The sequence below is a fragment of the Pseudomonas sp. Tn43 genome (assembly GCF_014192635.1).
Lineage (GTDB): Bacteria > Pseudomonadota > Gammaproteobacteria > Pseudomonadales > Pseudomonadaceae > Aquipseudomonas.
Window position 1 is genome coordinate 315,226 of record NZ_JACHYG010000005.1, and the last position, 22,829, is coordinate 338,054.

The following is a 22,829-nucleotide window of genomic DNA, read 5'->3' on the forward strand; positions in this document are numbered from 1 at the left end:
AGTCTCCTTTGTTCTTTGAGCGCCACGGTGGTGGTGAGCGGGCAATTCTCGTTCACTTGGATGGTCAGGACCCTGAGGCGCGCGAAGATCCGCAGGAGTTTCAGGAGTTGGCAATTTCGGCTGGCGCCGAGACCGTCGCGTTTTTTAACGTGCCGCGTCATCGGCCAACCGCCAAAACCCTGATCAGCAGCGGCAAGGTCGAAGAGTTACGCGACCTGGTCAGTGCCGAACAGGTCGATCTGGTGATTTTCAATCACATCCTCACGCCCAGTCAGGAACGTAACCTCGAACGTATTTTCGAGTGCCGCGTGATTGACCGCACGGGTTTGATTCTCGATATCTTTGCCCAACGCGCCCGCACCCATGAAGGCAAGCTCCAGGTTGAACTGGCCCAGCTTGAACACATGAGTACGCGGCTGGTTCGTGGCTGGACTCACCTTGAGCGGCAGAAGGGCGGTATCGGTCTGCGCGGCCCGGGTGAAACCCAGCTGGAAACCGACCGGCGTCTGTTGCGGATTCGCCTGCGCCAAATCAAGGGGCGCCTGGAAAAGGTCCGCAGCCAGCGCGAGCAATCTCGTCGCGGGCGCAAACGTGCTGATATTCCGACGGTTTCACTGGTGGGTTACACCAACGCCGGCAAATCGACGCTGTTCAACTCGGTCACCGATTCCGACGTCTTCGCCGCCGACCAGCTGTTCGCTACCCTCGACCCGACCTTGCGCCGGCTCGAACTCGACGACCTCGGGCCGATCGTGCTGGCAGACACCGTGGGCTTCATCCGCCACCTGCCGCACAAACTGGTCGAGGCATTTCGGGCTACGCTCGAAGAGTCGAGTAACTCCGACCTGCTGCTGCATGTGATCGATGCGCATGAGCCTGAACGGATGGCCCAGATCGAACAGGTCATGGTGGTACTCGGGGAGATTGGGGCGCAAGACTTGCCGATCCTTGAGGTATACAACAAACTCGATTTGCTCGAAGGTGTTGAGCCGCAGATCCAGCGCGATGCCGATGGCAAACCGCAGCGGGTCTGGTTGTCGGCCAAGGACGGTACCGGTCTTGGCCTGCTCAAGCAGGCCGTGGCCGAACTGTTGGGCAGTGATTTGTTTGTTGGCACCTTGCGCTTGCCGCAACGTTTTGCTCGACTGCGTGCGCAGTTTTTCGAACTGGGTGCGGTGCAAAAAGAAGAACACGACGAAGAAGGCATCAGCTTGCTGGCCGTTCGCTTGCCACGGATCGAACTGAATCGACTCGTGAGCCGCGAAGGTCTGCAACCGATGGAATTCATCGAGCAACACACTTTGCAATAAAAGCCTGAGAAAGCGGTTGTGCCGCGGTGACAGGCATTCTGTAGCATTGGTCGGCGCGCCGTGGGTGCGTCTTTGCTTTATCAGATGGAGAGCGCTATGGCTTGGAATGAGCCGGGTGGCAACTCGAATAATCAGGATCCTTGGGGTGGCAAGCGCCGCAATAACGGCGACCGCAAGGGACCACCGGATCTCGACGAGGCCTTCCGAAAGCTGCAGGAAAGCCTGAACGGGTTGTTCGGTGGTGGTAGAAAACGCGGTGACGAGGGCGGTCGCCCGGGCAAGAGTGGCGGCTTCGGCGGCCTGCTCGGCATCGGCCTGCTCGTGCTGGTGGCTGTGTGGCTGTACAGCGCTGTCTATGTGGTCGACGAACAGGAGCAAGCCGTAGTGCTGCGCTTCGGCAAATACTATGAAACCGTCGGCCCGGGCCTGAACATCTATTTCCCGCCGATCGATCGCAAGTACATGGAAAACGTCACGCGCGAGCGTGCCTATACCAAGCAGGGCCAGATGCTGACCGAAGACGAAAACATCGTCGAAGTGCCGCTGACCGTGCAGTACAAGATCAGCAACCTGCAAGACTTCGTGCTGAACGTCGATCAGCCGGAAATCAGCCTGCAGCATGCGACCGACAGTGCCTTGCGTCACGTGGTGGGTTCTACCGCCATGGATCAGGTGCTGACCGAAGGTCGTGAGTTGATGGCCAGCGAAATCAAGGAGCGTCTGCAACGTTTCCTCGATACTTACCGCACCGGTATCACCGTTACCCAGGTCAACGTACAGAGCGCAGCTGCACCGCGTGAAGTCCAGGAAGCCTTCGATGACGTGATCCGCGCTCGTGAAGACGAGCAGCGTTCGCGAAACCAGGCTGAAACCTACGCCAACGGTGTAGTGCCGGAAGCCCGTGGTCAGGCCCAGCGCATCCTCGAGGATGCCAACGGTTACCGCGACGAGACCGTTTCCCGTGCCAAGGGTGAGGCTGATCGCTTCACCAAACTGGTAGCCGAGTATCGCAAGGCTCCTGAAGTCACCCGCCAGCGTCTGTATCTGGACACCATGCAGGAAATCTTCAGCAACACCAGCAAGGTTCTCGTGACCGGCAACAAGGATGGCCAGAACAATCTGCTGTACTTGCCGCTGGACAAGATGATTGACAGTGGTCGCAGCCCTGGCGCTCCGGTGACGGGTGCGGCAGCCAGCAGCAATGAAGTGAATGCGCGTGCGGCAGCTGATCTGCAGCAACAGCAGGCACGTACCAGGGAGAGTCGCTGATGAGCAATAAATCGCTGATCGCCCTTATTGTCGGCGTCGTGGTGGCGATCGTTGCCTGGAACTGCTTCTACATCGTGGCTCAGACCGAGCGCGCGGTGCTGCTGCAGTTCGGTCGGGTAGTCCAGGCCGATGTTCAGCCGGGCCTGCATGTGAAAGTGCCTTACGTGAACAAGGTGCGCAAGTTCGACGCGCGCCTGATGACACTGGATGCACCGACACAACGTTTCCTGACGCTGGAAAAGAAAGCCGTAATGGTCGATGCCTACGCCAAGTGGCGCGTGAAAGATGCCGAGCGCTTCTACACCGCGACTTCCGGTCTCAAGCAGATTGCCGACGAGCGTCTCTCTCGTCGTCTGGAGTCGGGCCTGCGTGACCAGTTCGGTAAGCGTACCCTGCACGAAGTAGTGTCCGGTGAGCGTGATGCGCTGATGGCTGACATCACCAGTTCGCTGAACAAGATGGCGGAAAAAGAGCTGGGCATCGAAGTTGTCGACGTCCGGGTCAAAACCATCGACCTGCCGAAGGAAGTGAACCGCAGCGTGTTCGAACGTATGAGCACCGAGCGTGAACGCGAGGCTCGCGAGCATCGCGCCAAGGGTAACGAGCTGGCTGAAGGCATCCGTGCCGACGCCGATCGTCAACGCCGCGTACTGCTGGCCGAAGCCTATCGTGAATCTGAAGAGGTTCGCGGTGACGGTGATGCCCAGGCTGCTGCGATCTACTCCAAGGCCTACGGTCAGGATCAGGAGTTCTACGCGTTCTATCGTAGCCTGCGCGCCTACCGTGAAAGCTTCGCGAACAAATCCGACGTCATGGTCCTGGACCCGGGCAGCGACTTCTTCCGTTACCTGGAAAAAGCCAAGCCTTGATACGGCGTTGACCTGAATCATCCCCCGCCTGGCGGCTAAAACCTCGGGCGGGGTGATCCTTTGGGAAAACGTGTGTATGATGCGGCAGCCGGGAAATTCCCGGCTTTTTTGCGTCTGCACGTTTGATTGCTGTTTATGCAGGCAACCGAGTTGAATGACTCGACAGGTTTTTCGAGGAAAGTGGTTGGCGAAGCCGGTTTCAGGCTTTTCGCCCCGTTGTCCATGCGCGCGGTTTGTGTGCATGGGCCGATCATTTTCTGCTTCACTCAAGGCTCGCCCAAAGGCTTGTCGCCCGGATCATAGGGGAATGGCGTAATGGCAACGGTAGACCGCTGGCTGCTGCCAGATGGCATCGAAGAAGTACTGCCACCAGAAGCTGCGCGCATCGAAGTAGCGCGTCGCCAGGTGTTGGATCTGTTCCAGAGCTGGGGTTACGAGTTTGTCGTGACTCCCCATATCGAGTACCTGGAATCCCTGCTGACTGGTGCGGGCTCGGACCTCGATCTGCGTACCTTCAAGGTCATCGACCCGCAGTCGGGTCGGCAGATGGGTTTCCGCGCCGACATCACGCCGCAAGTGGCGCGCATCGATGCGCATACCCTGCGTCGCGAAGGCCCCAGCCGTCTGTGTTATGCCGGCAGCGTGCTGCATGCTCAGCCACGTGCCTTGTCGTCCTCGCGTAGCCCGATTCAACTGGGCGCCGAGTTGTACGGCGACGCCAGCCCGAGCAGCGACGTGGAAGTCATCAGCCTGATGCTGGCCATGCTGCAACTGGCCGATGTGCCGGATGTGCACATGGACCTCGGCCATGTCGGCATCTACCGCGGGCTGGCCCGCGCCGCCGGTTTGTCCGGCGAAGTCGAGCAACAGTTGTTCGATGCGTTGCAACGTAAAGCCATTGATGAGGTCATTACCTTGACCGAAGGCTTGCCTGCCGATCTGTCGGGCATGCTGCGAGCGCTGGTCGATCTGTGTGGTGGCCGTGAAGTGTTGGGTGCTGCCCGCGAGCGACTGGCCGATGCGCCGGCGCCCGTGCTGGCAGCCCTGGACGATCTGCTGGCAATTGCCGAGCGTCTGTCCACGCGTTTCCCGCAGTTACCGCTGTATTTCGACCTGGGCGAGTTGCGCGGCTATCACTACCACACGGGTGTCGTGTTCGCCGTGTTTGTGCCGGGTGTTGGCCAGTCCATTGCTCAGGGCGGTCGTTACGACGACATTGGTGCTGACTTCGGTCGTGCCCGTCCGGCAACCGGTTTCTCTACCGATTTGAAAACCCTGGTGACCCTGGGGCGTGCTGACATCGAGCTACCGTCTGGCGGTATCTGGATGCCTGACAGTACGGATGCAGCACTCTGGCAGCAGGTTTGCCAGTTGCGCAGTGAGGGTCAGCGTGTCGTTCAGGCATTGCCTGGGCAGCTTTTGGCCGCCGCCCGTGAAGCGGACTGCGACCGGCAATTGATTCAGCAGAACGGGCTTTGGCAAGTATTGCCGCTGGCTTCTTGAGTTTTCCTGCCGGCCGCCGCCGGCACCAAGTTTGCGCGAATGAGGACAAGTGTTATGGGTAAGAATGTCGTAGTCCTGGGCACCCAATGGGGTGATGAGGGCAAAGGCAAGATCGTTGATCTGCTGACCGAACATGCTGCCGCCGTAGTGCGCTACCAAGGTGGCCACAACGCTGGTCACACCCTGGTGATCGACGGCGAAAAAACTGTCTTGCACCTGATCCCCTCGGGCGTGCTGCGCGAAGGCGTGCAGTGCCTGATTGGTAACGGCGTGGTGGTTGCCCCCGACGCCCTGCTGCGGGAAATCATCAAGCTGGAAGAGAAAGGCGTACCGGTGCGCGAGCGCCTGCGTATCAGCCCGTCCTGCCCGCTGATCCTGTCCTACCACGTAGCGCTGGATCAGGCCCGTGAAAAGGCCCGTGGCGAGCTGAAGATCGGTACTACCGGTCGCGGCATCGGCCCTGCTTACGAAGACAAGGTTGCCCGTCGCGGTCTGCGCGTAGGTGATCTGCTCAACATGCCGCGCTTTGAAGCCAAGCTGCGTGAACTGGTGGAATACCACAACTTCATGTTGGTCGGTTTCTACAAAGAACCAGCCATTGACTTCGACAAGACCCTGGCCGAGTGCAAAGAATACGCTGAGCTGCTCAAGCCGCTGATGCTGGACGTGACTGCCGAGCTGCACGACCTGCGTCGTGCTGGCAAAGACATCATGTTCGAAGGCGCCCAAGGTTCGTTGCTGGACATCGACCACGGCACCTACCCGTACGTGACCAGCTCTAACACCACCGCTGGCGGCGTTGCTACCGGTTCGGGCGTTGGTCCTATGTTCCTGGACTACATCCTGGGTATCACCAAGGCTTACACCACACGTGTAGGTTCGGGTCCATTCCCGACTGAGCTGTTCGACGAAGTCGGTGCGCATCTGGCTAAACAAGGTCACGAGTTCGGCGCGACTACCGGTCGTGCTCGTCGTTGTGGCTGGTTTGACGCCGTTATCCTGCGTCGCGCTATCGATGTGAACAGCATCTCGGGCATCTGCCTGACCAAGCTGGATGTGCTCGACGGTCTGGAAACCATCAACATCTGCGTCGGCTACAAAGATGCAGAAGGTAAGGACGTTGCCCCGACTGACGCTGACAGCTACATGGGTCTGCAGCCGGTGTACGAAGAAGTGCTGGGCTGGACAGAGTCGACCGTGGGTGCCAAAACTCTGGAAGAGCTGCCAGCTAACGCCCGTGCTTACATCAAGCGCGTTGAAGAGCTGATCGGTGCGCCGATCGACATTATTTCGACGGGCCCGGACCGCAACGAAACCATCGTTCTGCGTCACCCATTCGCTTAATAAGTCGTTGATGTAAAACACAAAGGCCCCTTAATTGGGGCCTTTGTCGTTTATGCCTGTCGAACGGCATGACCTTTGCTGTGAACATTGAAAAAGCATCGTTTCTGACGTGCCATCAATTTGATGGCGTCAAAGCAGAGGGATTTTCAGTGTCGGCCGTTCTCTCACTGTTACAAAGCCGTCTCTTGCGGCCTGTGTTCGTTACCCTTGGTATCGCCCTTTTGGTGCAGGTGCTGGTGGCTGTCGCTCTGACCCGGAGCACAGTGACTGCGCTGGAAGCTGATTTGGGTGTGCGGCTGGGCGCTGACAGCCAAAAACTCTCCGGTGAACTTGAGCAGGCAGGGCGTGAAGTCACGTCGAGCCTGGATAGCTTGTCCACCAGTACCCGTCAGCGCCTGACAGCCGGGCTGTCTTCGCGTCTGAAGGATGAGCAGGCGCAGTTGCGTGCGACGCTGGAGAAGGACCTGAAGGATTCGGCCAACGACATGGCGCAGCTTCTGGCCTCGGTCGCACCCCGCGCCATGTGGGACAGCGACATCCCCACCCTTTCCGAATTCGCTCGCCGCGCCCAGCGCAATCCCAATGTGTTGTTCGTGGTCTACGACGACGCCACGGGCCAGCACCTGACGCGCTACCTCAACCGGGAGAACCCGATCAACAAGGCGCTTCTGGAAAAAGGCCAGGGCGAGCGGGCGCTGGACAAGGTGCTGGATGCGGCGAAGAACGATCCGTCGGTCTACTACCTTGAAGCCTCGATCAACCCCAATGGGGTGGAGATCGGCAAGGTATTGATGGGCGTCTCGACCGCCTCCGTGGAAACCGATGTGGCGGCGCTGGACAAGCGATTCTCGGCGCTGATCGTCAGCAGTGATCAACTGGTGGGTGACAGCCTCAAAGGCGCGGCGGCTGACAGCGCGACGGCGATGCGCGGGCGTCTGCAATCGGCGCAGTCCACCGCCACTGAAATGAAAGCCAATACCACCACGGCCGTGCAGGAAGCTGCCGGGACTTTGCGCTGGCGCATCGGCATGGGCCTGGCGCTGGTAGGTTTTGGTGTGCTGCTGTTGCTCGCGGTGGTGCTGGGTCGTCGAGTGGTCAATCGCTTGAAGCTGCTGATCGCCGCCATGGATGACCTGGCGGCAGGTGAGGGTGATCTGACCAAGCGTGTGCAGATCAACAGCCAGGATGAGATTGGTGACATGGCCTCGGCGGTCAATCGCTTTGTGGATAAGTTGCAGCCGATCGTGCGGGAGGCGGGCGATGTGGCCCAGCGGACCGGCGTCGAAATCGGCGCCATGACCTTGCGCAATGCCGGCGCCGATGCGGCGGCGGGTATGCAGCGCGACGAGGTGGCCGAAAGCTTGCGGGCGTTGTCGCAAATGGCTGACGAAGCCCAGTCTGAAAGCCACGCCATGCAAGCCGCCTTGCAGCAGGTGGTGGGCATTCGTCAGGCCACGGATGAAAACACCCGGACCTCGGCGAAAGTCGGCAGCCTGATTGAAGCGTTGGCTGGGCAGGTCGACACGGGCGCGAAAGTCATCGAACGCCTGGCACAGCAAAGTGAGCAGATTGAAGTGGTGCTGACGGTGATTCACGGGATCGCCGAGCAAACCAACTTGCTGGCATTGAACGCAGCCATCGAGGCGGCGCGTGCTGGTGAGACCGGTCGCGGGTTTGCCGTGGTGGCGGATGAGGTGCGGGCGCTGGCGAGCAAGACTCAAAGCTCGACCGGCGACATTCAGGCCCACATCGTTGCGTTGCAGCAAGGTGCGCGTGAGGCCGTTGCGGCAATCGGGCAGGCCGGGCGTCAGGCCAGCGAAGGTTTGCTGGTATTGCGCGACAGTGCGCGGTTGCAGCAGTCGGTGCAGGCGTCGGTGGAGCAGGTGCATGCGGCAATCGGTCTGGCGACTCAGGCTGCGGCGCATCAGGCGCAAGGTGCACAGGCGGTACGCGGGCGGGTTGAGACCATCCATGCGCAGGCCGAGAAGGCTGCTCAGGCGGTGGTGGAAACCACGGCCAGTGGCAAGGTGCTGGATGGCTTGGCGGCGCAGTTGAAGGCGAGCCTGGGGCAGTTCCGGGCTTAGGTTTTTTTGTCTGCAAGTCTGACGCCTTCGCGGGCAAGCCTCGCTCCTACGGTGTAGTGTCGTTCGCGAAATGTGCGCACGACGCAATTCCTGTAGGAGCGAGGCTTGCCCGCGAAGCTTTTCAGCGACTCTGCGCAGAGGGAGAGTTTGTTAGCAAGAGGCGGCATAACGCTTGATCTCCCGTAGGAGCTGCCGAAGGCTGCGATTTTTTGATCTTGATTGTTGGCGCAACTGAAATCGCTGAAATCAAAAGAGCGCAGCCCGGCAGCTCTTGCAGAGGCCGTGCTGACATTTATGAAGTTTTCGAACGCCAGAAACGCAAAAACCCGCTTTCGCGGGTTTCTGTGAAATTCAAGATCGTGACCTTGAATTTGAATTGGTGCCCAGAAGAAGACTCGAACTTCCACGACCTTGCGGTCACCAGCACCTGAAGCTGGCGTGTCTACCAATTTCACCATCTGGGCATAATCGCTAGCGTTGCCGCTGTTGATGTGGCGCACTATACGGAGAGCATTTTGATCTGTAAACCCCTGATTTAATTTTAATAAACCGGAAGCCTGAAATAAAAAAAACCCGCTTTCGCGGGTTTTTGTGTGAGCCTTGAAATTGATCTAATCTCAAGCTCGAAATTGGTGCCCAGAAGAAGACTCGAACTTCCACGACCTTGCGGTCACCAGCACCTGAAGCTGGCGTGTCTACCAATTTCACCATCTGGGCAGTATCGGCAGCGCGTGTGCGTCGTCGATGGCGCGCACTATACGGAGCGTCTTTTTAACTGTAAACCCCCGGCATAGAAAAAACCTGGAAAATTTCTCCAGTGGTATTCAAATCAGCTTTGCGATGTCGATAAAGGGCTTTAGATGGGCTGTCATAGCCTGAAATTTCCCGTTTCATTACGCCTATGCCAAACTAACCCGCATATAGACAAGGTGAAAACTCTCTAATGGCCGATTGGCAGTCCCTCGATCCCGAGGCCGCTCGTGAAGCGGAAAAATATGAAAACCCTATTCCTAGCCGCGAACTGATCCTTCAGCACCTTGCTGATCGAGGCTCGCCTGCTAACCGCGAGCAACTGGTCGAAGAGTTTGGTCTGACCACAGAAGACCAGATCGAAGCCCTGCGCCGCCGCCTGCGCGCCATGGAGCGCGACGCTCAACTCATCTATACCCGTCGCGGCACCTATGCGCCGGTAGACAAGCTCGACCTGATCCTGGGCCGCATCAGCGGTCACCGCGACGGCTTCGGCTTTCTGGTCCCGGACGACGGCAGTGACGACCTGTTCATGAGCCCGGCGCAAATGCGTCTGGTATTCGATGGCGATCGTGCCCTGGCGCGTGTTTCCGGCCTGGATCGTCGCGGTCGCCGTGAAGGCATGATCGTCGAAGTGGTGTCCCGTGCCCACGAGAGCATCGTCGGTCGTTACTTCGAAGAGGGCGGTATCGGTTTTGTCGTCGCGGACAATCCGAAGATCCAGCAGGAAGTGCTGGTGACGCCGGGCCGCAACGCCAATGCCCAGATCGGTCAGTTCGTCGAAGTGAAGATCACCCATTGGCCGACGCCACGCTTCCAGCCGCAAGGTGACGTGGTCGAAGTCGTGGGTAACTACATGGCGCCGGGCATGGAAATCGATGTCGCCCTGCGCACCTACGATATTCCGCACGTCTGGCCTGAAGCGGTGCTCAAGGAAGCCGCCAAGCTCAAGCCGGAAGTCGAAGAAAAAGACAAAGAGAAGCGCATCGACCTGCGCCATCTGCCGTTCGTGACCATCGACGGTGAAGATGCGCGCGACTTCGATGACGCGGTCTACTGCGAAGCCAAGCCGGGCAAGCTGCGCCTGTTCTCTGGTGGCTGGAAGTTGTACGTGGCGATTGCCGACGTTTCCAGCTACGTGAAAATCGGTTCGGCGCTGGATAACGAATCCCAGGTTCGTGGCAACTCGGTGTACTTCCCCGAGCGCGTCGTGCCGATGCTGCCAGAGCAGCTGTCCAACGGCCTGTGCTCGCTGAACCCGCATGTCGATCGCCTGGCCATGGTCTGCGAGATGACCATCTCCAAATCCGGCGAGATGACCGACTACTGCTTCTACGAAGCGGTGATCCACTCCCATGCGCGCCTGACCTACAACAAGGTCAGCGCCATGCTGGAGACGCCGAAAGCCGCTGAAGCACGTCAGCTTCGTGGTGAATACACCGACGTCCTGCCGCATCTCAAGCAGCTGTATGCGCTGTACAAGGTTCTGCTCGCGGCCCGTCACGTGCGCGGCGCGATCGATTTCGAAACACAGGAAACCCGGATCATCTTCGGCTCCGAGCGCAAGATCGCCGAAATCCGTCCGACCGTTCGCAATGACGCCCACAAGCTGATCGAGGAATGCATGCTGGCCGCCAACGTGGCCACTGCAGAATTCCTCAAGAAGCACGAAATCCCTGCGCTGTATCGCGTCCACGATGGCCCGCCACCGGAGCGTCTGGAAAAACTGCGCGCCTTCCTTGGCGAACTCGGCCTGTCCCTGCACAAAGGCAAGGATGGTCCGTCGCCGAAGGATTACCAGGCGTTGCTGGCCAGCATCAAGGACCGTCCGGATTTCCACCTGATCCAGACTGTCATGCTGCGTTCGTTGAGTCAGGCGGTGTACAGCGCTGATAACCAGGGCCACTTCGGCCTGAATTACGAAGCCTATACCCACTTCACTTCGCCGATTCGTCGCTACCCGGATTTGCTCACGCACCGGGCGATTCGCAGCGTCATCCATTCGAAAATGGACACCCCGCACGTTCGCCGTGCCGGCGCGATGACCATTCCGAAAGCGCGCATCTATCCATACGACGAAGCGATCCTGGAGCAGCTCGGCGAGCAGTGCTCGATGAGCGAACGCCGTGCCGACGAAGCGACCCGCGACGTAGTGAACTGGCTCAAGTGCGAGTTCATGAAGGATCGCGTGGGCGAATCGTTCCCGGGTGTGATCACCGCCGTGACCGGTTTCGGTCTGTTCGTCGAGCTGACTGACATTTACGTCGAGGGTCTGGTGCACGTCACCGCGCTGCCGGGTGATTACTACCACTTCGATCCTGTACATCACCGCCTGGCCGGTGAGCGTACCGGTCGCAGCTTCCGCCTTGGCGACACCGTTGAGGTTCGCGTCATGCGAGTCGACCTTGACGAGCGCAAGATCGACTTCGAGATGGCTGAAAAAACCATCAGCGCGCCGATCGGACGCAAGAAGCGTGGGGCTGAAACTGCTGCTCCGGCTACCAAATCCACCCCAGAACCGGCGTCGGCGAAAACCGGCCGTCGTCCTGCCAAGGAAAAGGCCGTCGAAGCCTATCGCCCGAGCGATGCCGCGGCAAAAAACGCCGAGTTGCGTAAAAGTCGTGAAATGAAGCAGGCGTTGCTGGCTGAAGCGAAAAGCGGTGGTAAAGCGGCGTCTGGGGGAAAGACCGGGCGGTCGGCGCCTGACAAGGCCTCCGGCGGCAAGCCAGCTAAACCGAGCAAACACCGTAAAGGCCCGCCCAAAGCGGGTTCTGCACCCGCCGCCAGAAGCGGCGGGGCGCGTAAACCTAAGGCCAAGTCATGAGTCAGTTGGAAAAAATCTATGGCGTGCACGCTGTAGAAGCGTTGTTGCGTCACCACCCAAAGCGCGTCAAACAGATCTGGCTGGCTGAAGGCCGCAGTGATCCGCGGGTGCAGACGCTGATCGGACTCGCTGCCGAAAATCGCGTAGCGGTCGGTCAGGCTGAACGTCGTGAAATGGATGCGTGGGTGGAAGGCGTGCACCAGGGCGTTGTCGCGGAGGTGAGTCCGAGCCAGGTCTGGGGCGAAGCGATGCTCGACGAATTGCTCGACCGTACCGAAGGCGCACCGCTGTTGCTGGTGCTCGATGGCGTGACCGATCCGCACAACCTTGGCGCTTGCCTGCGCTCGGCCGATGCCGCCGGCGCGCTGGCAGTGATCGTGCCCAAGGACAAGTCAGCCACGCTGACCCCGGTGGTACGAAAAGTCGCTTGTGGTGCCGCGGAAGTGATTCCGCTGGTGGCCGTGACCAACCTGGCGCGCACTCTGGAAAAACTTCAGCAGCGCGGTTTGTGGATTGTCGGTACGGCGGGTGAGGCTGAGGTCAGTATTTATGACCAGGACCTGACCGGCCCGACCATTCTGATCATGGGCGCTGAAGGCAAAGGCATGCGTCGCCTGACCCGCGAGCATTGCGACTACCTGGTGAACCTGCCGATGGCAGGTAGCGTCAGTAGCCTCAACGTGTCCGTGGCAACCGGTGTCTGCCTGTTCGAGGCCCAGCGCCAGCGTGGTGCCAAGGCCAAGGCGGCTGCCAAGAAGTCCTGATTCAGCGGTAAACCCCCCTCCTGTGGGAGCTAGCAGGCTAGCTCCCACAGTGGTTTGTGTTTTGGGCAAATAATCGTGATTGTTCAAATAATCACCAATTGCCTTGCGCCTCTCTCGCCCCTTCTCTACAATTGCGCCCCTTGCTGTGACGGCAGGCACGCATGTGTCTATCGCAAGCAAGTCCATAAGTGTCATTCACTCCTTGTCTGACCGCTTTTGAGCGGCAGGCTACAACCCGTAAGGAGCATTCATGCGTCATTACGAAATCATCTTTTTGGTCCACCCGGATCAAAGCGAGCAAGTCGGCGGCATGGTTGAGCGTTACACCAAGCTGATCGAAGAAGACGGCGGCAAAATCCACCGTCTGGAAGATTGGGGCCGTCGTCAACTGGCCTACGCAATCAACAATGTTCACAAGGCTCACTACGTGATGCTGAACGTTGAATGCACTGGCAAGGCCCTGGCCGAGCTGGAAGACAACTTCCGCTACAACGATGCAGTGATCCGTAACCTGGTCATCCGTCGCGAAGAAGCCGTTACCGGCCAATCCGAGATGCTCAAGGCTGAAGAAAACCGCAGTGAGCGCCGTGAGCGTCGCGACCGTCCTGAGCACTCCGACGCTGATAGCGTTGATGGTGATGACAGCGACGCCAGCGATAACGCTGACGAGTAATCCACGGACCTTTTGAGGAGCCTATTACATGGCACGTTTCTTCCGTCGTCGTAAATTCTGCCGCTTCACCGCTGAAGACGTGAAAGAGATCGATTACAAAGATCTCAACACTCTGAAAGCTTACGTATCCGAGACCGGCAAAATCGTTCCAAGCCGCATCACCGGTACCAAAGCTCGTTATCAGCGTCAGCTGGCCACCGCTATCAAGCGCGCCCGCTTCCTGGCCCTGCTGGCCTACACCGACAGCCACGGCCGCTGAGACCGGGCAGTCGACACGTAGCAAAGGATTGAATGCATGCGCGCCTTAGCTGAGTTCATCATGCGCGGCCGTATGCAGGCCACTCTGGTAGTGGCCGGATGTGCAACGTTGCCGTTGTTGTATTGGTTGGGTGCTGCCGCAGGAAGCCTTGTGCTCCTGCGGCGCGGATTGAAGGACGCCATGGGCGTTCTTGCTCTGGGGCTGCTGCCGGCGTTGATCTGGTGGCTTTACTCCGACGACCCACGGGCACTTCTGGTGCTGCTGGGGTCTTCGAGCCTTGCGTTGGTTTTGCGCGCAAGCGAGTCCTGGAACCGCGTGCTGCTGGTCAGCATAGCGATGGGATTGGTGTTTTCAGTGGTGCTGGGGGCGGCTTTTGCGCCCCAGATCGAGATGCTGGCGCAGGCTTTGATAAAAGTCATGCCGTCGCTACTCGGTGATGCCTACCAGCAATTGTCGGTAGACGAGCAAGCGCGTTTCGCGTCCCTGATTGCACCGGTCCTGACCGGCCTGATTGCGGCTTTGTTGCAAATCGTCAGTGTGCTGAGCCTGATTGTCGGGCGCTACTGGCAGGCGTTGTTGTACAACCCGGGTGGTTTTGGTCGCGAGTTTCGCGCCATCCGAATCCCGCTTTTACCGGCGATGTTACTGCTGGTGTTGATGCTTCTGGGGCCTAACTTAGGCTCGCAGATGGCCATGTTGACACCGTTGTGCAGTGTACCGTTGGTGTTCGCCGGGCTGGCCCTGATTCATGGGCTGGTGGCGCAAAAGCGACTGGCCAAGTTCTGGCTGGTGGGGTTGTACGTCACGCTGTTGCTGTTCATGCAGCTGATCTATCCGTTGCTGGTGGTCTTGGCCATCGTCGACAGCCTGATTGATTTTCGCGGTCGTTCGGCACCCAAAGATGCCGATAGCGCGAACGGTGAAGGTTAAAAGTTAAGAGGATTTTCACATGCAACTGATCCTTCTGGAAAAAGTCACCAACCTGGGCAACCTGGGTGACAAAGTGAACGTTAAGGCTGGTTACGGTCGTAACTACCTGCTGCCTTACGGCAAAGCTACCGCTGCGACCGCTGCCAACCTGGCTGCGTTCGAAGAGCGTCGCGCTGAGCTGGAAAAAGCCGCAGCAGACCGTAAAACTTCGGCTGAAAGCCGTGCCGCCCAACTGGCTGAGCTGGAAGTGACTATCACTGCCACCGCTGGTGACGAAGGCAAGCTGTTCGGTTCGATCGGCACCCACGACATCGCTGATGCACTGACCGCCTCTGGCGTTGAAGTTGCAAAAAGCGAAGTTCGTCTGCCGAACGGCACCATCCGCAACGTAGGCGAATTCGACGTAGCCGTGCACCTGCACGCCGAAGTTGAAGCCACCGTACGCGTTGTCGTGGTAGCAGCTTAAGCAGCACTTGTCGGCTGGCACCCTCGGGTGCTTGCCGGTAACATCGGGCACGATCCTGTTTACAGGTCGTGCCCTTTGTCTTTCTGCCGTTCCTGATTTTCATCATCCCTGCTTTTCCTGACAAACCAAGTGGCCATGAACGATATTTCCGCTCCCGAGCAATACGATCTGCAAACCGCTGCCCTGAAGGTGCCGCCGCATTCCATCGAGGCCGAACAGGCCGTGCTCGGTGGTCTGATGCTGGACAACAACGCCTGGGAACGCGTGCTCGATCAAGTCTCCGACGGCGATTTCTATCGGCATGACCACCGCCTGATCTTCCGGGCCATCGCCAAGCTGGCAGACCAGAACTCCCCGATCGACGTCGTGACCCTTGCCGAGCAACTGGACAAGGAAGGTCAGACCTCGCAAGTCGGTGGCCTCGGTTACCTGGGTGAGCTGGCGAAAAACACACCGTCCGTCGCCAACATCAAGGCCTATGCGCAAATCGTTCGTGCGCGGGCGACGTTACGGCAGTTGATCGGCATCGCCACCGAAATTGCCGACAGCGCCTTCAACCCGGAAGGCCGCACGGCTGAAGAGATTCTCGACGAAGCTGAGCGGCAGATTTTCCAGATCGCCGAGGCCCGGCCCAAAACCGGCGGCCCGGTGAGTGTGAATGACCTGCTCACCAAGGCTATCGACCGCATCGACACCTTGTTCAACACCGACAACGCCATTACCGGCCTGTCCACCGGTTATACCGACCTCGACGAGAAGACCAGTGGCTTGCAGCCTGCCGACCTGATCATCGTCGCCGGCCGTCCGTCCATGGGTAAAACCACCTTCGCAATGAACCTGGTGGAAAACGCCGTGTTGCGCAGCGACAAGTGCGTGCTGGTTTACTCGCTGGAGATGCCAGGCGAATCGCTGGTCATGCGTATGCTGTCGTCCCTTGGGCGTATCGACCAGACCAAAGTCCGAGCCGGTCGTCTGGACGACGACGATTGGCCGCGCCTGACCTCGGCGGTCAACTTGCTGAACGATCGCAAGCTGTTCATCGACGATACGGCCGGTATCAGCCCCTCGGAGATGCGCGCACGGACCCGGCGTCTGGTGCGTGAACACGGCGACATCGCCCTGATCATGATCGACTACCTGCAGTTGATGCAGATTCCAGGTTCCGGTGGCGACAACCGGACCAACGAGATTTCCGAGATCTCCCGTTCCTTGAAAGCCCTCGCCAAGGAATTCAACTGCCCGGTGGTGGCGCTGTCCCAGCTCAACCGCTCCCTGGAACAACGACCGAACAAACGCCCGATCAACTCCGACCTCCGGGAATCCGGAGCGATCGAGCAGGATGCTGACGTGATCATGTTCGTGTACCGGGATGAGGTGTATCACCCGGAAACCGAGCATAAAGGCATTGCCGAGATCATCATCGGCAAACAGCGGAACGGCCCGATTGGCACGTCACGACTGGCGTTCATCGGTAAATACACTCGCTTTGAAAACCTGGCGCCAGGCAGCTACAACTTCGACGACGAGTAAGTTGTGTAGTGCCTGACAGGGCCTCTTCGCGGGCAAGCCTCGCTCCTGCAGACCATGTGTCGTTCGCGCAATCGTGATCCAACGCAAAATCTGCAGGAGCGAGGCTTGCCCGCGAAGGGGGCGACACTAATTTCCGACCATGGCGGTCGGAATTGGTTGTTTTTTGTGCTATATTCCGCGCCCGCGAAATTCAATGAAAGCCAACACCGGTTATCGACATGCAAGCAGCCAAGCCGTTATTTGACTATCCCAAGTACTGGGCCGAATGTTTCGGGCCAGCGCCATTCCTGCCGATGAGCAGGGAGGAGATGGATCAGCTTGGCTGGGATTCCTGCGACATCATCATCGTCACCGGTGATGCCTACGTCGACCACCCTTCGTTCGGCATGGCGATCATTGGCCGACTGCTGGAAGCCCAGGGCTTCCGCGTCGGGATCATTGCGCAGCCGAACTGGCAGTCCAAAGACGACTTCATGAAGCTCGGCGAGCCGAACCTGTTCTTCGGTGTCGCGGCCGGCAACATGGATTCGATGATCAACCGCTACACCGCCGACAAGAAAATCCGTTCGGACGACGCCTACACCCCCGGTGGCCTGGCGGGCAAACGTCCGGACCGCGCGAGCCTGGTTTACAGCCAGCGCTGCAAGGAAGCCTACAAGCATGTGCCGATCGTGCTCGGTGGCATCGAAGCCTCCTTGCGCCGCATCGCTCACTACGATTACTGGCAGGACCGGGTGCGCAACTCGATCCTGATCGACGCCTGCGCCGACATCCTGCTCTACGGCAATGCCGAGCGTGCGATCGTCGAAGTCGCCCAGCGTCTATCGTTCGGTCACAAGATCGAAGACATCACCGATGTGCGCGGCACCGCGTTCATTCGTCGTGATACGCCAAAAGACTGGTTCGAGATCGACTCCACGCGCATCGACCGCCCGGGCAAGGTCGACAAGATCATCAACCCCTACGTGAACACCCAGGACACCCAGGCCTGCGCCATCGAGCAGGAAAAAGGTCCGGTCGAAGACCCGAACGAAGCGAAGGTCGTGCAATTGTTGCCGAACCCGCGCCTCACCCGGGAGAAAACGGTCATCCGTTTGCCGTCAATGGAAAAAGTTCGCGGCGACTCGGTGCTCTACGCCCACGCCAACCGCGTGCTTCACCTGGAAACCAACCCGGGCAACGCCCGTGCGCTGGTGCAGAAGCATGGCGAAGTGGACGTCTGGTTCAACCCGCCTCCGATTCCGATGACCACCGAAGAAATGGACTACGTGTTTGGCATGCCTTACGCACGGGTTCCGCACCCGGCGTATGGCAAGGAAAAGATTCCTGCCTACGACATGATCCGCTTCTCGGTGAATATCATGCGTGGCTGCTTCGGTGGCTGTACGTTCTGCTCGATCACCGAGCACGAAGGCCGGATCATCCAGAACCGTTCCGAAGAGTCGATCATTCGCGAAATCGAAGAGATCCGCGACAAGGTGCCAGGCTTCACCGGAGTGATTTCCGACCTCGGCGGCCCGACTGCGAACATGTACCGCATCGCCTGCAAGAGCCCGGTCATCGAATCCGCGTGCCGCAAGCCGTCCTGCGTGTTCCCGGGCATCTGTGAAAACCTCAACACCGACCATTCGTCGCTGATACAGCTCTATCGTAGCGCCCGTGCCTTGCCAGGTGTGAAGAAGATCCTGATCGCATCCGGCCTGCGTTACGACCTCGCGGTCGAGTCGCCGGAATACGTCAAGGAACTGGTGACTCACCACGTCGGTGGTTACCTGAAGATCGCCCCGGAACATACCGAGGAAGGTCCGCTCAACCAGATGATGAAACCGGGCATCGGCAGCTATGACAAGTTCAAGCGCATGTTCGAGAAGTACACCAAGGAAGCCGGGAAAGAGCAGTACCTGATTCCGTACTTCATCGCCGCTCACCCGGGTACCACCGACGAAGACATGATGAACCTGGCCCTGTGGCTCAAGGGCAACGGTTTCCGTGCCGACCAGGTGCAGGCGTTCTACCCGTCGCCGATGGCCACCGCCACCGCGATGTACCATTCGGGCAAAAACCCGCTGCGCAAAGTCACTTACAAGAGTGACGGCGTGACCATCGTCAAGAGCGAAGAACAGCGTCGTCTGCACAAGGCGTTCTTGCGTTATCACGACCCCAAAGGCTGGCCGATGCTGCGCGAAGCGCTGACCCGCATGGGCCGCGCCGACCTGATCGGGCCGGGCAAGAATCAGTTGATCCCGCTGCATCAGCCGGCGACCGACAGCTACCAGAGCGCCCGTCGCAAGAACTCGACACCGGCTGGCAGCCATAAAGTGGCCGGGGAAAAGACCACCAAAATCCTGACCCAGCACACCGGCCTGCCACCGCGCGCCAGTGATGGCGGTAACCCGTGGGACAAGCGTGAACAGGCCAAGGCAGCGGCATTCGCCCGCAACCAGCAAGCGGCCAAGGAACGCAAGGATGCGGCCAAAGGCAAAGGACCCAAGCCTGCGCGCAAGCCGGTAGTGCCGCGCTAAGTCTGGTTTTGAGCTGAACAGAACGCCAACCTTCGGGTTGGCGTGATCGTTCCCACGCTCCGCGTGGGAATGCCTCAAGGGACGCTCCGCGTCCAGTGACGCGGAGCGTCACGGGCTGCATTCCCACGCAGAGCGTGGGAACGATCAAAAGATTGCAGCCTTCGGCAGCTCCTACATGGAAACGCATATTCCTGCGTAGGAGCTGCCGAAGGCTGCGATCTTTTGATCTTCGCCACAATTATGTGCAAATGCCCCAACGCAAAATCTCCTCCCGCCCGATTTTGGTGCTGTACTGCCTTGAGCAAATCTGTGAAAACGCCAGCCTGCCGGATGGCATAAGTCTTGCGCGCTTTCCTTAACGCTTAAGGCTCGCAGGAGGCACGCCGTGTCGATACATGTCGCATTGCATCATGTCACGCATTACCGCTACGACCGCGCCGTCGAGCTCGGTCCACAGATCGTTCGCCTGCGCCCGGCTGCCCATAGCCGCACGCGGATACTGTCCTATGCACTGAAAGTCTCGCCCGAGCAGCACTTCATCAACTGGCAACAGGACCCCCAGGGCAATTACCTGGCGCGGTTAGTGTTCCCGGAGAAAACCGATGAGCTGCGGATCGAGGTCGACTTGCTGGCCGAGATGGCGGTGTTCAATCCGTTCGACTTCTTCCTCGAGCCCTACGCCGAAAAGATCCCTTTCGCTTACGCCGCGGATGAGCGCAAAGAGCTGGCGCCGTACCTGGAAACCTTGCCCCTGACGCCGAAATTCAAGGCCTATCTGGAGGGCATCGATCGCACGCCGCTACCCAGCGTGGATTTCCTGGTTGCGCTCAACCAGCGCCTCAGCGAAGACATCGGCTATCTGATTCGCATGGAGCCCGGCGTACAGACTCCGGAACACACCCTCGAACAGGCCTCCGGTTCCTGCCGCGACTCGGCGTGGCTGCTGGTGCAGTTATTGCGCAATCTCGGTTTGGCGGCGCGTTTTGTGTCCGGCTACTTGATCCAGCTGACCGCCGATGTCAAAAGCCTTGACGGTCCCTCGGGCACCGAAGTGGATTTCACCGACCTGCACGCCTGGTGCGAAGTCTATTTGCCCGGCGCTGGCTGGATCGGCCTGGATGCGACTTCAGGGCTGTTTGCCGGTGAAGGACACATTCCGTTGGCGTGTAGTCCCGATCCATCCTCTGCGGCACCGATCAGTGGCTTGGTGGAACCGTGCGAGTGCGAATTCACCCACGAAATGTCGGTCGAGCGGATTTGGGAAGCGCCGCGAGTCACGAAGCCCTACACCGAAGACCAATGGCTGGCCATTCAGGCATTGGGCCGGCAGATCGATGCCGACCTGCTCGAAGGCGATGTGCGCCTGACCATGGGCGGTGAGCCAACGTTCGTGTCCATCGATGACCCGGACGGCGCCGAGTGGAACACCGCGGCGCTCGGGCCGGACAAGCGTCGCCTGTCCAGCGAACTGTTCCAGCGCATGCGCAAGCGTTATGCGCCCAAGGGATTGGTGCATTTCGGTCAGGGCAAGTGGTATCCCGGCGAGCAACTGCCGCGCTGGTCGCTGAACAGCTACTGGCGTCGCGACGGCGTGCCAATCTGGCACAACAGCGCGCTGATCGCCGATGAGCAGGAAGACTATGGCGCCGATGGCGAGTTGGCCGGGCGTTTTCTGGCGAGTGTCGCCGAACGCCTGAAAATTCCGACACGCTTTGTGTTCCCGGCCTACGAAGACAATTTCTATTACCTCTGGCGCGAAGGCGCTTTGCCGCAGAACGTCAGCGCCGAAGACTCACGGCTGGAGGAACCGTTGGAGCGGGCGCGCCTGCGTAAAGTCTTCAATCAGGGCCTGGACAAGGTGATCGGCCAGGTCCTGCCGCTGGCGCGTACCGCCAAGGGCGATCAGTGGCAAAGCGGTCGCTGGTATCTGCGGGAAGAACATTGCCGATTGGTGCCAGGGGATTCGCCGCTGGGGTATCGCTTGCCACTCGGTTCGCAGCCCTGGGTGAAGGCAGCGGAGTATCCGTTCATTCACCCTGTCGACCCGAATCAGGATTTCCCTGAGCTGCCAGGCACTGACCAGTTACAGCATCACGCTCAACCACAAACGGCTAACGAGCGTGCGCCAAAGATCGACGAGTCCGCTGACTGGCTGACCCGCACCGCCTTTTGTGCCGAAGCGCGAGAAGGCCGGTTGTACCTGTTCATGCCGCCGCTGGAGCGGGTCGAGGACTATCTGGAGCTGGTCTGCGCCATCGAAGCCACCGCCGAGGAATTGCACTGCCCAGTGTTGCTGGAAGGTTATGAACCGCCAAGCGATCCGCGCCTGAGCAACTTCCGCATTACACCGGATCCGGGCGTGATTGAGGTCAACGTCCAGCCGTCCGCCACTTGGGATGAGTTGGTGGAGCGCACCGAGTTTCTTTATGAAGAGGCGCGCCAGACGCGACTGACCACCGAGAAGTTCATGATCGACGGCCGGCACACCGGCACCGGCGGCGGCAATCATTTCGTACTGGGTGGCGCGACTCCGGCTGACTCACCGTTTCTACGGCGTCCCGATCTGTTGCGTAGCCTGATCAGCTACTGGCACAACCACCCGTCCTTGTCCTATCTGTTTTCCGGATTGTTCATCGGCCCGACGTCTCAGGCACCGAGGGTGGATGAGGCGCGCAACGATTCGCTGTATGAACTGGAGATCGCCTTCGCCCAGATGCCAAAGCCAGGCGAGGAGTGCCCACCATGGCTGGTGGATCGCTTGCTGCGCCATTTGCTGATCGACGTGACCGGCAACACCCACCGTGCCGAGTTTTGCATCGACAAACTCTATTCGCCGGACGGCGCCACCGGACGCCTCGGATTACTGGAGCTGCGAGCCTTTGAAATGCCGCCCCATGCGCGCATGAGCCTGACGCAGCAATTGTTGCTGCGGGCGCTGGTGGCACGGTTCTGGCGCGAGCCTTATGCACCGCCGAAACTGGCACGCTGGGGCACAGCGCTGCATGACAGATTCTTGTTGCCGCATTTTATCGAGCAGGATTTCGCCGACGTCATCGTCGACCTCAATGCCGCCGGTTATCCCGTGCGGGCCGAGTGGTTCGCGGCGCATCTGGAGTTCCGTTTTCCCAAAGTCGGCGACTATGCCGTCAGCGGCATCAAACTGGAGCTGCGGCAGGCGCTCGAGCCCTGGCATGTACTCGGCGAGGAAGGTGCGGCAGGGGGGACGGTGCGTTATGTGGATTCGTCGCTGGAGCGTTTGCAGGTCAAACTCAGCGGCCTGCCGCCTCAGCGATATCTGTTGACGTGCAATGGCATTGCGGTGCCGCTGCAACCCACGGGTCGCGTCGGTGAGTTCGTCGCCGGCGTTCGCTTCAGGGCCTGGCAACCGGCCAACTGCCTGCAGCCGACCATCCCGGTCCACGCGCCACTGGTGTTCGACCTGCTCGACACCTGGATGGGGCGCTCGCTGGGGGGCTGTCAGTACCACGTCGCCCACCCGGGCGGGCGCAACTACGACAGCCTGCCGGTGAACGCCAATGAAGCCGAGAGCCGGCGGATGGCGCGTTTCTTCCGTGTCGGACACACGCCAGGAAAACTTCCTGTACCCAATCTGGAAATTAACGACGAGCTACCGATGACTCTCGATTTACGACGTTTCTAAACCGTACGCGACGCTCGGATTTTTCGTATATCCGGGCGTCATGAGCCTGCGTTAGTCTGACCGTACTTTGC

16 protein-coding genes and 2 tRNA genes are annotated in these 22,829 nt (G+C 59.5%); 15 read left to right on the forward strand and 3 right to left on the reverse strand.

Annotation, left to right across the window (positions count from 1 at the left end; all coding sequences use genetic code 11):
- The first annotated feature begins 8 nt into the window (after positions 1 to 8).
- The 6 genes from hflX (at position 9) to FHW68_RS15890 (ending at position 8,379) form a co-directional block, all read left to right on the forward strand.
- The gene (gene hflX / locus FHW68_RS15865) at positions 9 to 1,310 is read left to right on the forward strand and encodes a ribosome rescue GTPase HflX (RefSeq protein WP_183681204.1); all 1,302 of its coding nucleotides are present in this window, start codon (positions 9 to 11) and stop codon (positions 1,308 to 1,310) included.
- A 96-nt stretch (positions 1,311 to 1,406) separates the two neighbouring features.
- Positions 1,407 to 2,579: an FtsH protease activity modulator HflK gene (gene hflK / locus FHW68_RS15870; protein WP_183681206.1), complete on the forward strand. Its 1,173-nt coding sequence runs from the start codon at positions 1,407 to 1,409 to the stop codon at positions 2,577 to 2,579.
- Positions 2,579 to 3,448: a protease modulator HflC gene (gene hflC / locus FHW68_RS15875; protein ID WP_095634783.1), complete on the forward strand. Its 870-nt coding sequence runs from the start codon at positions 2,579 to 2,581 to the stop codon at positions 3,446 to 3,448. Before hflK ends, hflC begins: the two co-directional genes overlap by 1 nt.
- Positions 3,449 to 3,763: 315 nt before the next feature.
- Positions 3,764 to 4,951 carry an ATP phosphoribosyltransferase regulatory subunit gene (locus FHW68_RS15880; RefSeq protein WP_183681208.1) on the forward strand — a complete coding sequence of 396 codons (1,188 nt, stop codon included), beginning with the start codon at positions 3,764 to 3,766 and terminating at the stop codon, positions 4,949 to 4,951.
- Between the two features lie 54 nt (positions 4,952 to 5,005).
- Positions 5,006 to 6,295 carry an adenylosuccinate synthase gene (locus FHW68_RS15885; RefSeq protein ID WP_007902666.1) on the forward strand — a complete coding sequence of 430 codons (1,290 nt, stop codon included), beginning with the start codon at positions 5,006 to 5,008 and terminating at the stop codon, positions 6,293 to 6,295.
- Between the two features lie 149 nt (positions 6,296 to 6,444).
- Entirely contained in the window at positions 6,445 to 8,379 is a 1,935-nt protein-coding gene (locus FHW68_RS15890) for a methyl-accepting chemotaxis protein (RefSeq protein ID WP_183681209.1), read from the forward strand.
- On the opposite strand, the gene FHW68_RS15895 is transcribed toward FHW68_RS15890, so the two are convergent.
- From FHW68_RS15895 to FHW68_RS15905, 3 genes are all read right to left on the reverse strand, one after another.
- Entirely contained in the window at positions 8,376 to 8,786 is a 411-nt protein-coding gene (locus tag FHW68_RS15895) for a hypothetical protein (RefSeq protein WP_183681211.1), read from the reverse strand. The two genes, FHW68_RS15890 and FHW68_RS15895, sit on opposite strands and share 4 nt — an antisense overlap.
- A tRNA-Leu gene (locus FHW68_RS15900) sits at positions 8,757 to 8,843 on the reverse strand. The genes FHW68_RS15895 and FHW68_RS15900 overlap by 30 nt, the downstream gene beginning before the upstream one ends.
- A gap of 166 nt (positions 8,844 to 9,009) precedes the next feature.
- Positions 9,010 to 9,096: transfer RNA gene (locus FHW68_RS15905), tRNA-Leu, on the reverse strand.
- Between the two features lie 226 nt (positions 9,097 to 9,322).
- Between FHW68_RS15905 and rnr the strand changes: the two genes are divergently transcribed.
- From rnr to FHW68_RS15950, 9 genes are all read left to right on the forward strand, one after another.
- Positions 9,323 to 11,953, forward strand: coding sequence for a ribonuclease R (gene rnr / locus FHW68_RS15910; RefSeq protein WP_183681213.1), 2,631 nt, complete (start codon positions 9,323 to 9,325; stop codon positions 11,951 to 11,953).
- On the forward strand, positions 11,950 to 12,717 hold the full coding sequence (gene rlmB / locus FHW68_RS15915; RefSeq protein WP_095634017.1) for a 23S rRNA (guanosine(2251)-2'-O)-methyltransferase RlmB: 768 nt from the start codon (positions 11,950 to 11,952) through the stop codon (positions 12,715 to 12,717). Before rnr ends, rlmB begins: the two co-directional genes overlap by 4 nt.
- Before the next feature lie 250 nt (positions 12,718 to 12,967).
- Positions 12,968 to 13,390, forward strand: a complete 423-nt coding sequence (gene rpsF, locus FHW68_RS15920; RefSeq protein ID WP_095052890.1) for a 30S ribosomal protein S6 — start codon at positions 12,968 to 12,970, stop codon at positions 13,388 to 13,390.
- Positions 13,391 to 13,418: 28 nt separating this feature from the next.
- On the forward strand, positions 13,419 to 13,649 hold the full coding sequence (rpsR, locus tag FHW68_RS15925; RefSeq protein WP_002551829.1) for a 30S ribosomal protein S18: 231 nt from the start codon (positions 13,419 to 13,421) through the stop codon (positions 13,647 to 13,649).
- Between the two features lie 36 nt (positions 13,650 to 13,685).
- Positions 13,686 to 14,579, forward strand: coding sequence for a hypothetical protein (locus FHW68_RS15930; RefSeq protein WP_095634018.1), 894 nt, complete (start codon positions 13,686 to 13,688; stop codon positions 14,577 to 14,579).
- A gap of 19 nt (positions 14,580 to 14,598) precedes the next feature.
- On the forward strand, positions 14,599 to 15,045 hold the full coding sequence (gene rplI / locus FHW68_RS15935) for a 50S ribosomal protein L9 (RefSeq protein ID WP_003197251.1): 447 nt from the start codon (positions 14,599 to 14,601) through the stop codon (positions 15,043 to 15,045).
- Positions 15,046 to 15,180: 135 nt separating this feature from the next.
- Complete coding sequence (dnaB, locus tag FHW68_RS15940) at positions 15,181 to 16,575, forward strand: replicative DNA helicase (RefSeq protein ID WP_095634019.1); 1,395 nt, start codon at positions 15,181 to 15,183, stop codon at positions 16,573 to 16,575.
- Between the two features lie 218 nt (positions 16,576 to 16,793).
- Complete coding sequence (locus FHW68_RS15945; RefSeq protein WP_008068886.1) at positions 16,794 to 19,097, forward strand: YgiQ family radical SAM protein; 2,304 nt, start codon at positions 16,794 to 16,796, stop codon at positions 19,095 to 19,097.
- 385 nt (positions 19,098 to 19,482) lie between these two features.
- A complete protein-coding gene (locus FHW68_RS15950; protein ID WP_183681215.1) occupies positions 19,483 to 22,758 on the forward strand; it encodes a DUF2126 domain-containing protein in 3,276 nt (1,091 codons plus the stop codon).
- Positions 22,759 to 22,829 lie beyond the last annotated feature (71 nt).

Excerpts from the sequence above, each read along its gene's own strand:
- hflK (WP_183681206.1), top strand. The coding sequence starts at position 1,407 with ATGGCTTGGAATGAGCCGGGTGGCAACTCGAATAATCAGGATCCTTGG.
- hflC (WP_095634783.1), top strand. The coding sequence starts at position 2,579 with ATGAGCAATAAATCGCTGATCGCCCTTATTGTCGGCGTCGTGGTGGCG.
- FHW68_RS15880 (WP_183681208.1), top strand. The coding sequence starts at position 3,764 with ATGGCAACGGTAGACCGCTGGCTGCTGCCAGATGGCATCGAAGAAGTA.
- FHW68_RS15885 (WP_007902666.1), top strand. The coding sequence starts at position 5,006 with ATGGGTAAGAATGTCGTAGTCCTGGGCACCCAATGGGGTGATGAGGGC.
- rnr (WP_183681213.1), top strand. The coding sequence starts at position 9,323 with ATGGCCGATTGGCAGTCCCTCGATCCCGAGGCCGCTCGTGAAGCGGAA.
- rlmB (WP_095634017.1), top strand. The coding sequence starts at position 11,950 with ATGAGTCAGTTGGAAAAAATCTATGGCGTGCACGCTGTAGAAGCGTTG.
- rpsF (WP_095052890.1), top strand. The coding sequence starts at position 12,968 with ATGCGTCATTACGAAATCATCTTTTTGGTCCACCCGGATCAAAGCGAG.
- rpsR (WP_002551829.1), top strand. The coding sequence starts at position 13,419 with ATGGCACGTTTCTTCCGTCGTCGTAAATTCTGCCGCTTCACCGCTGAA.
- FHW68_RS15930 (WP_095634018.1), top strand. The coding sequence starts at position 13,686 with ATGCGCGCCTTAGCTGAGTTCATCATGCGCGGCCGTATGCAGGCCACT.
- rplI (WP_003197251.1), top strand. The coding sequence starts at position 14,599 with ATGCAACTGATCCTTCTGGAAAAAGTCACCAACCTGGGCAACCTGGGT.
- dnaB (WP_095634019.1), top strand. The coding sequence starts at position 15,181 with ATGAACGATATTTCCGCTCCCGAGCAATACGATCTGCAAACCGCTGCC.
- FHW68_RS15945 (WP_008068886.1), top strand. The coding sequence starts at position 16,794 with ATGCAAGCAGCCAAGCCGTTATTTGACTATCCCAAGTACTGGGCCGAA.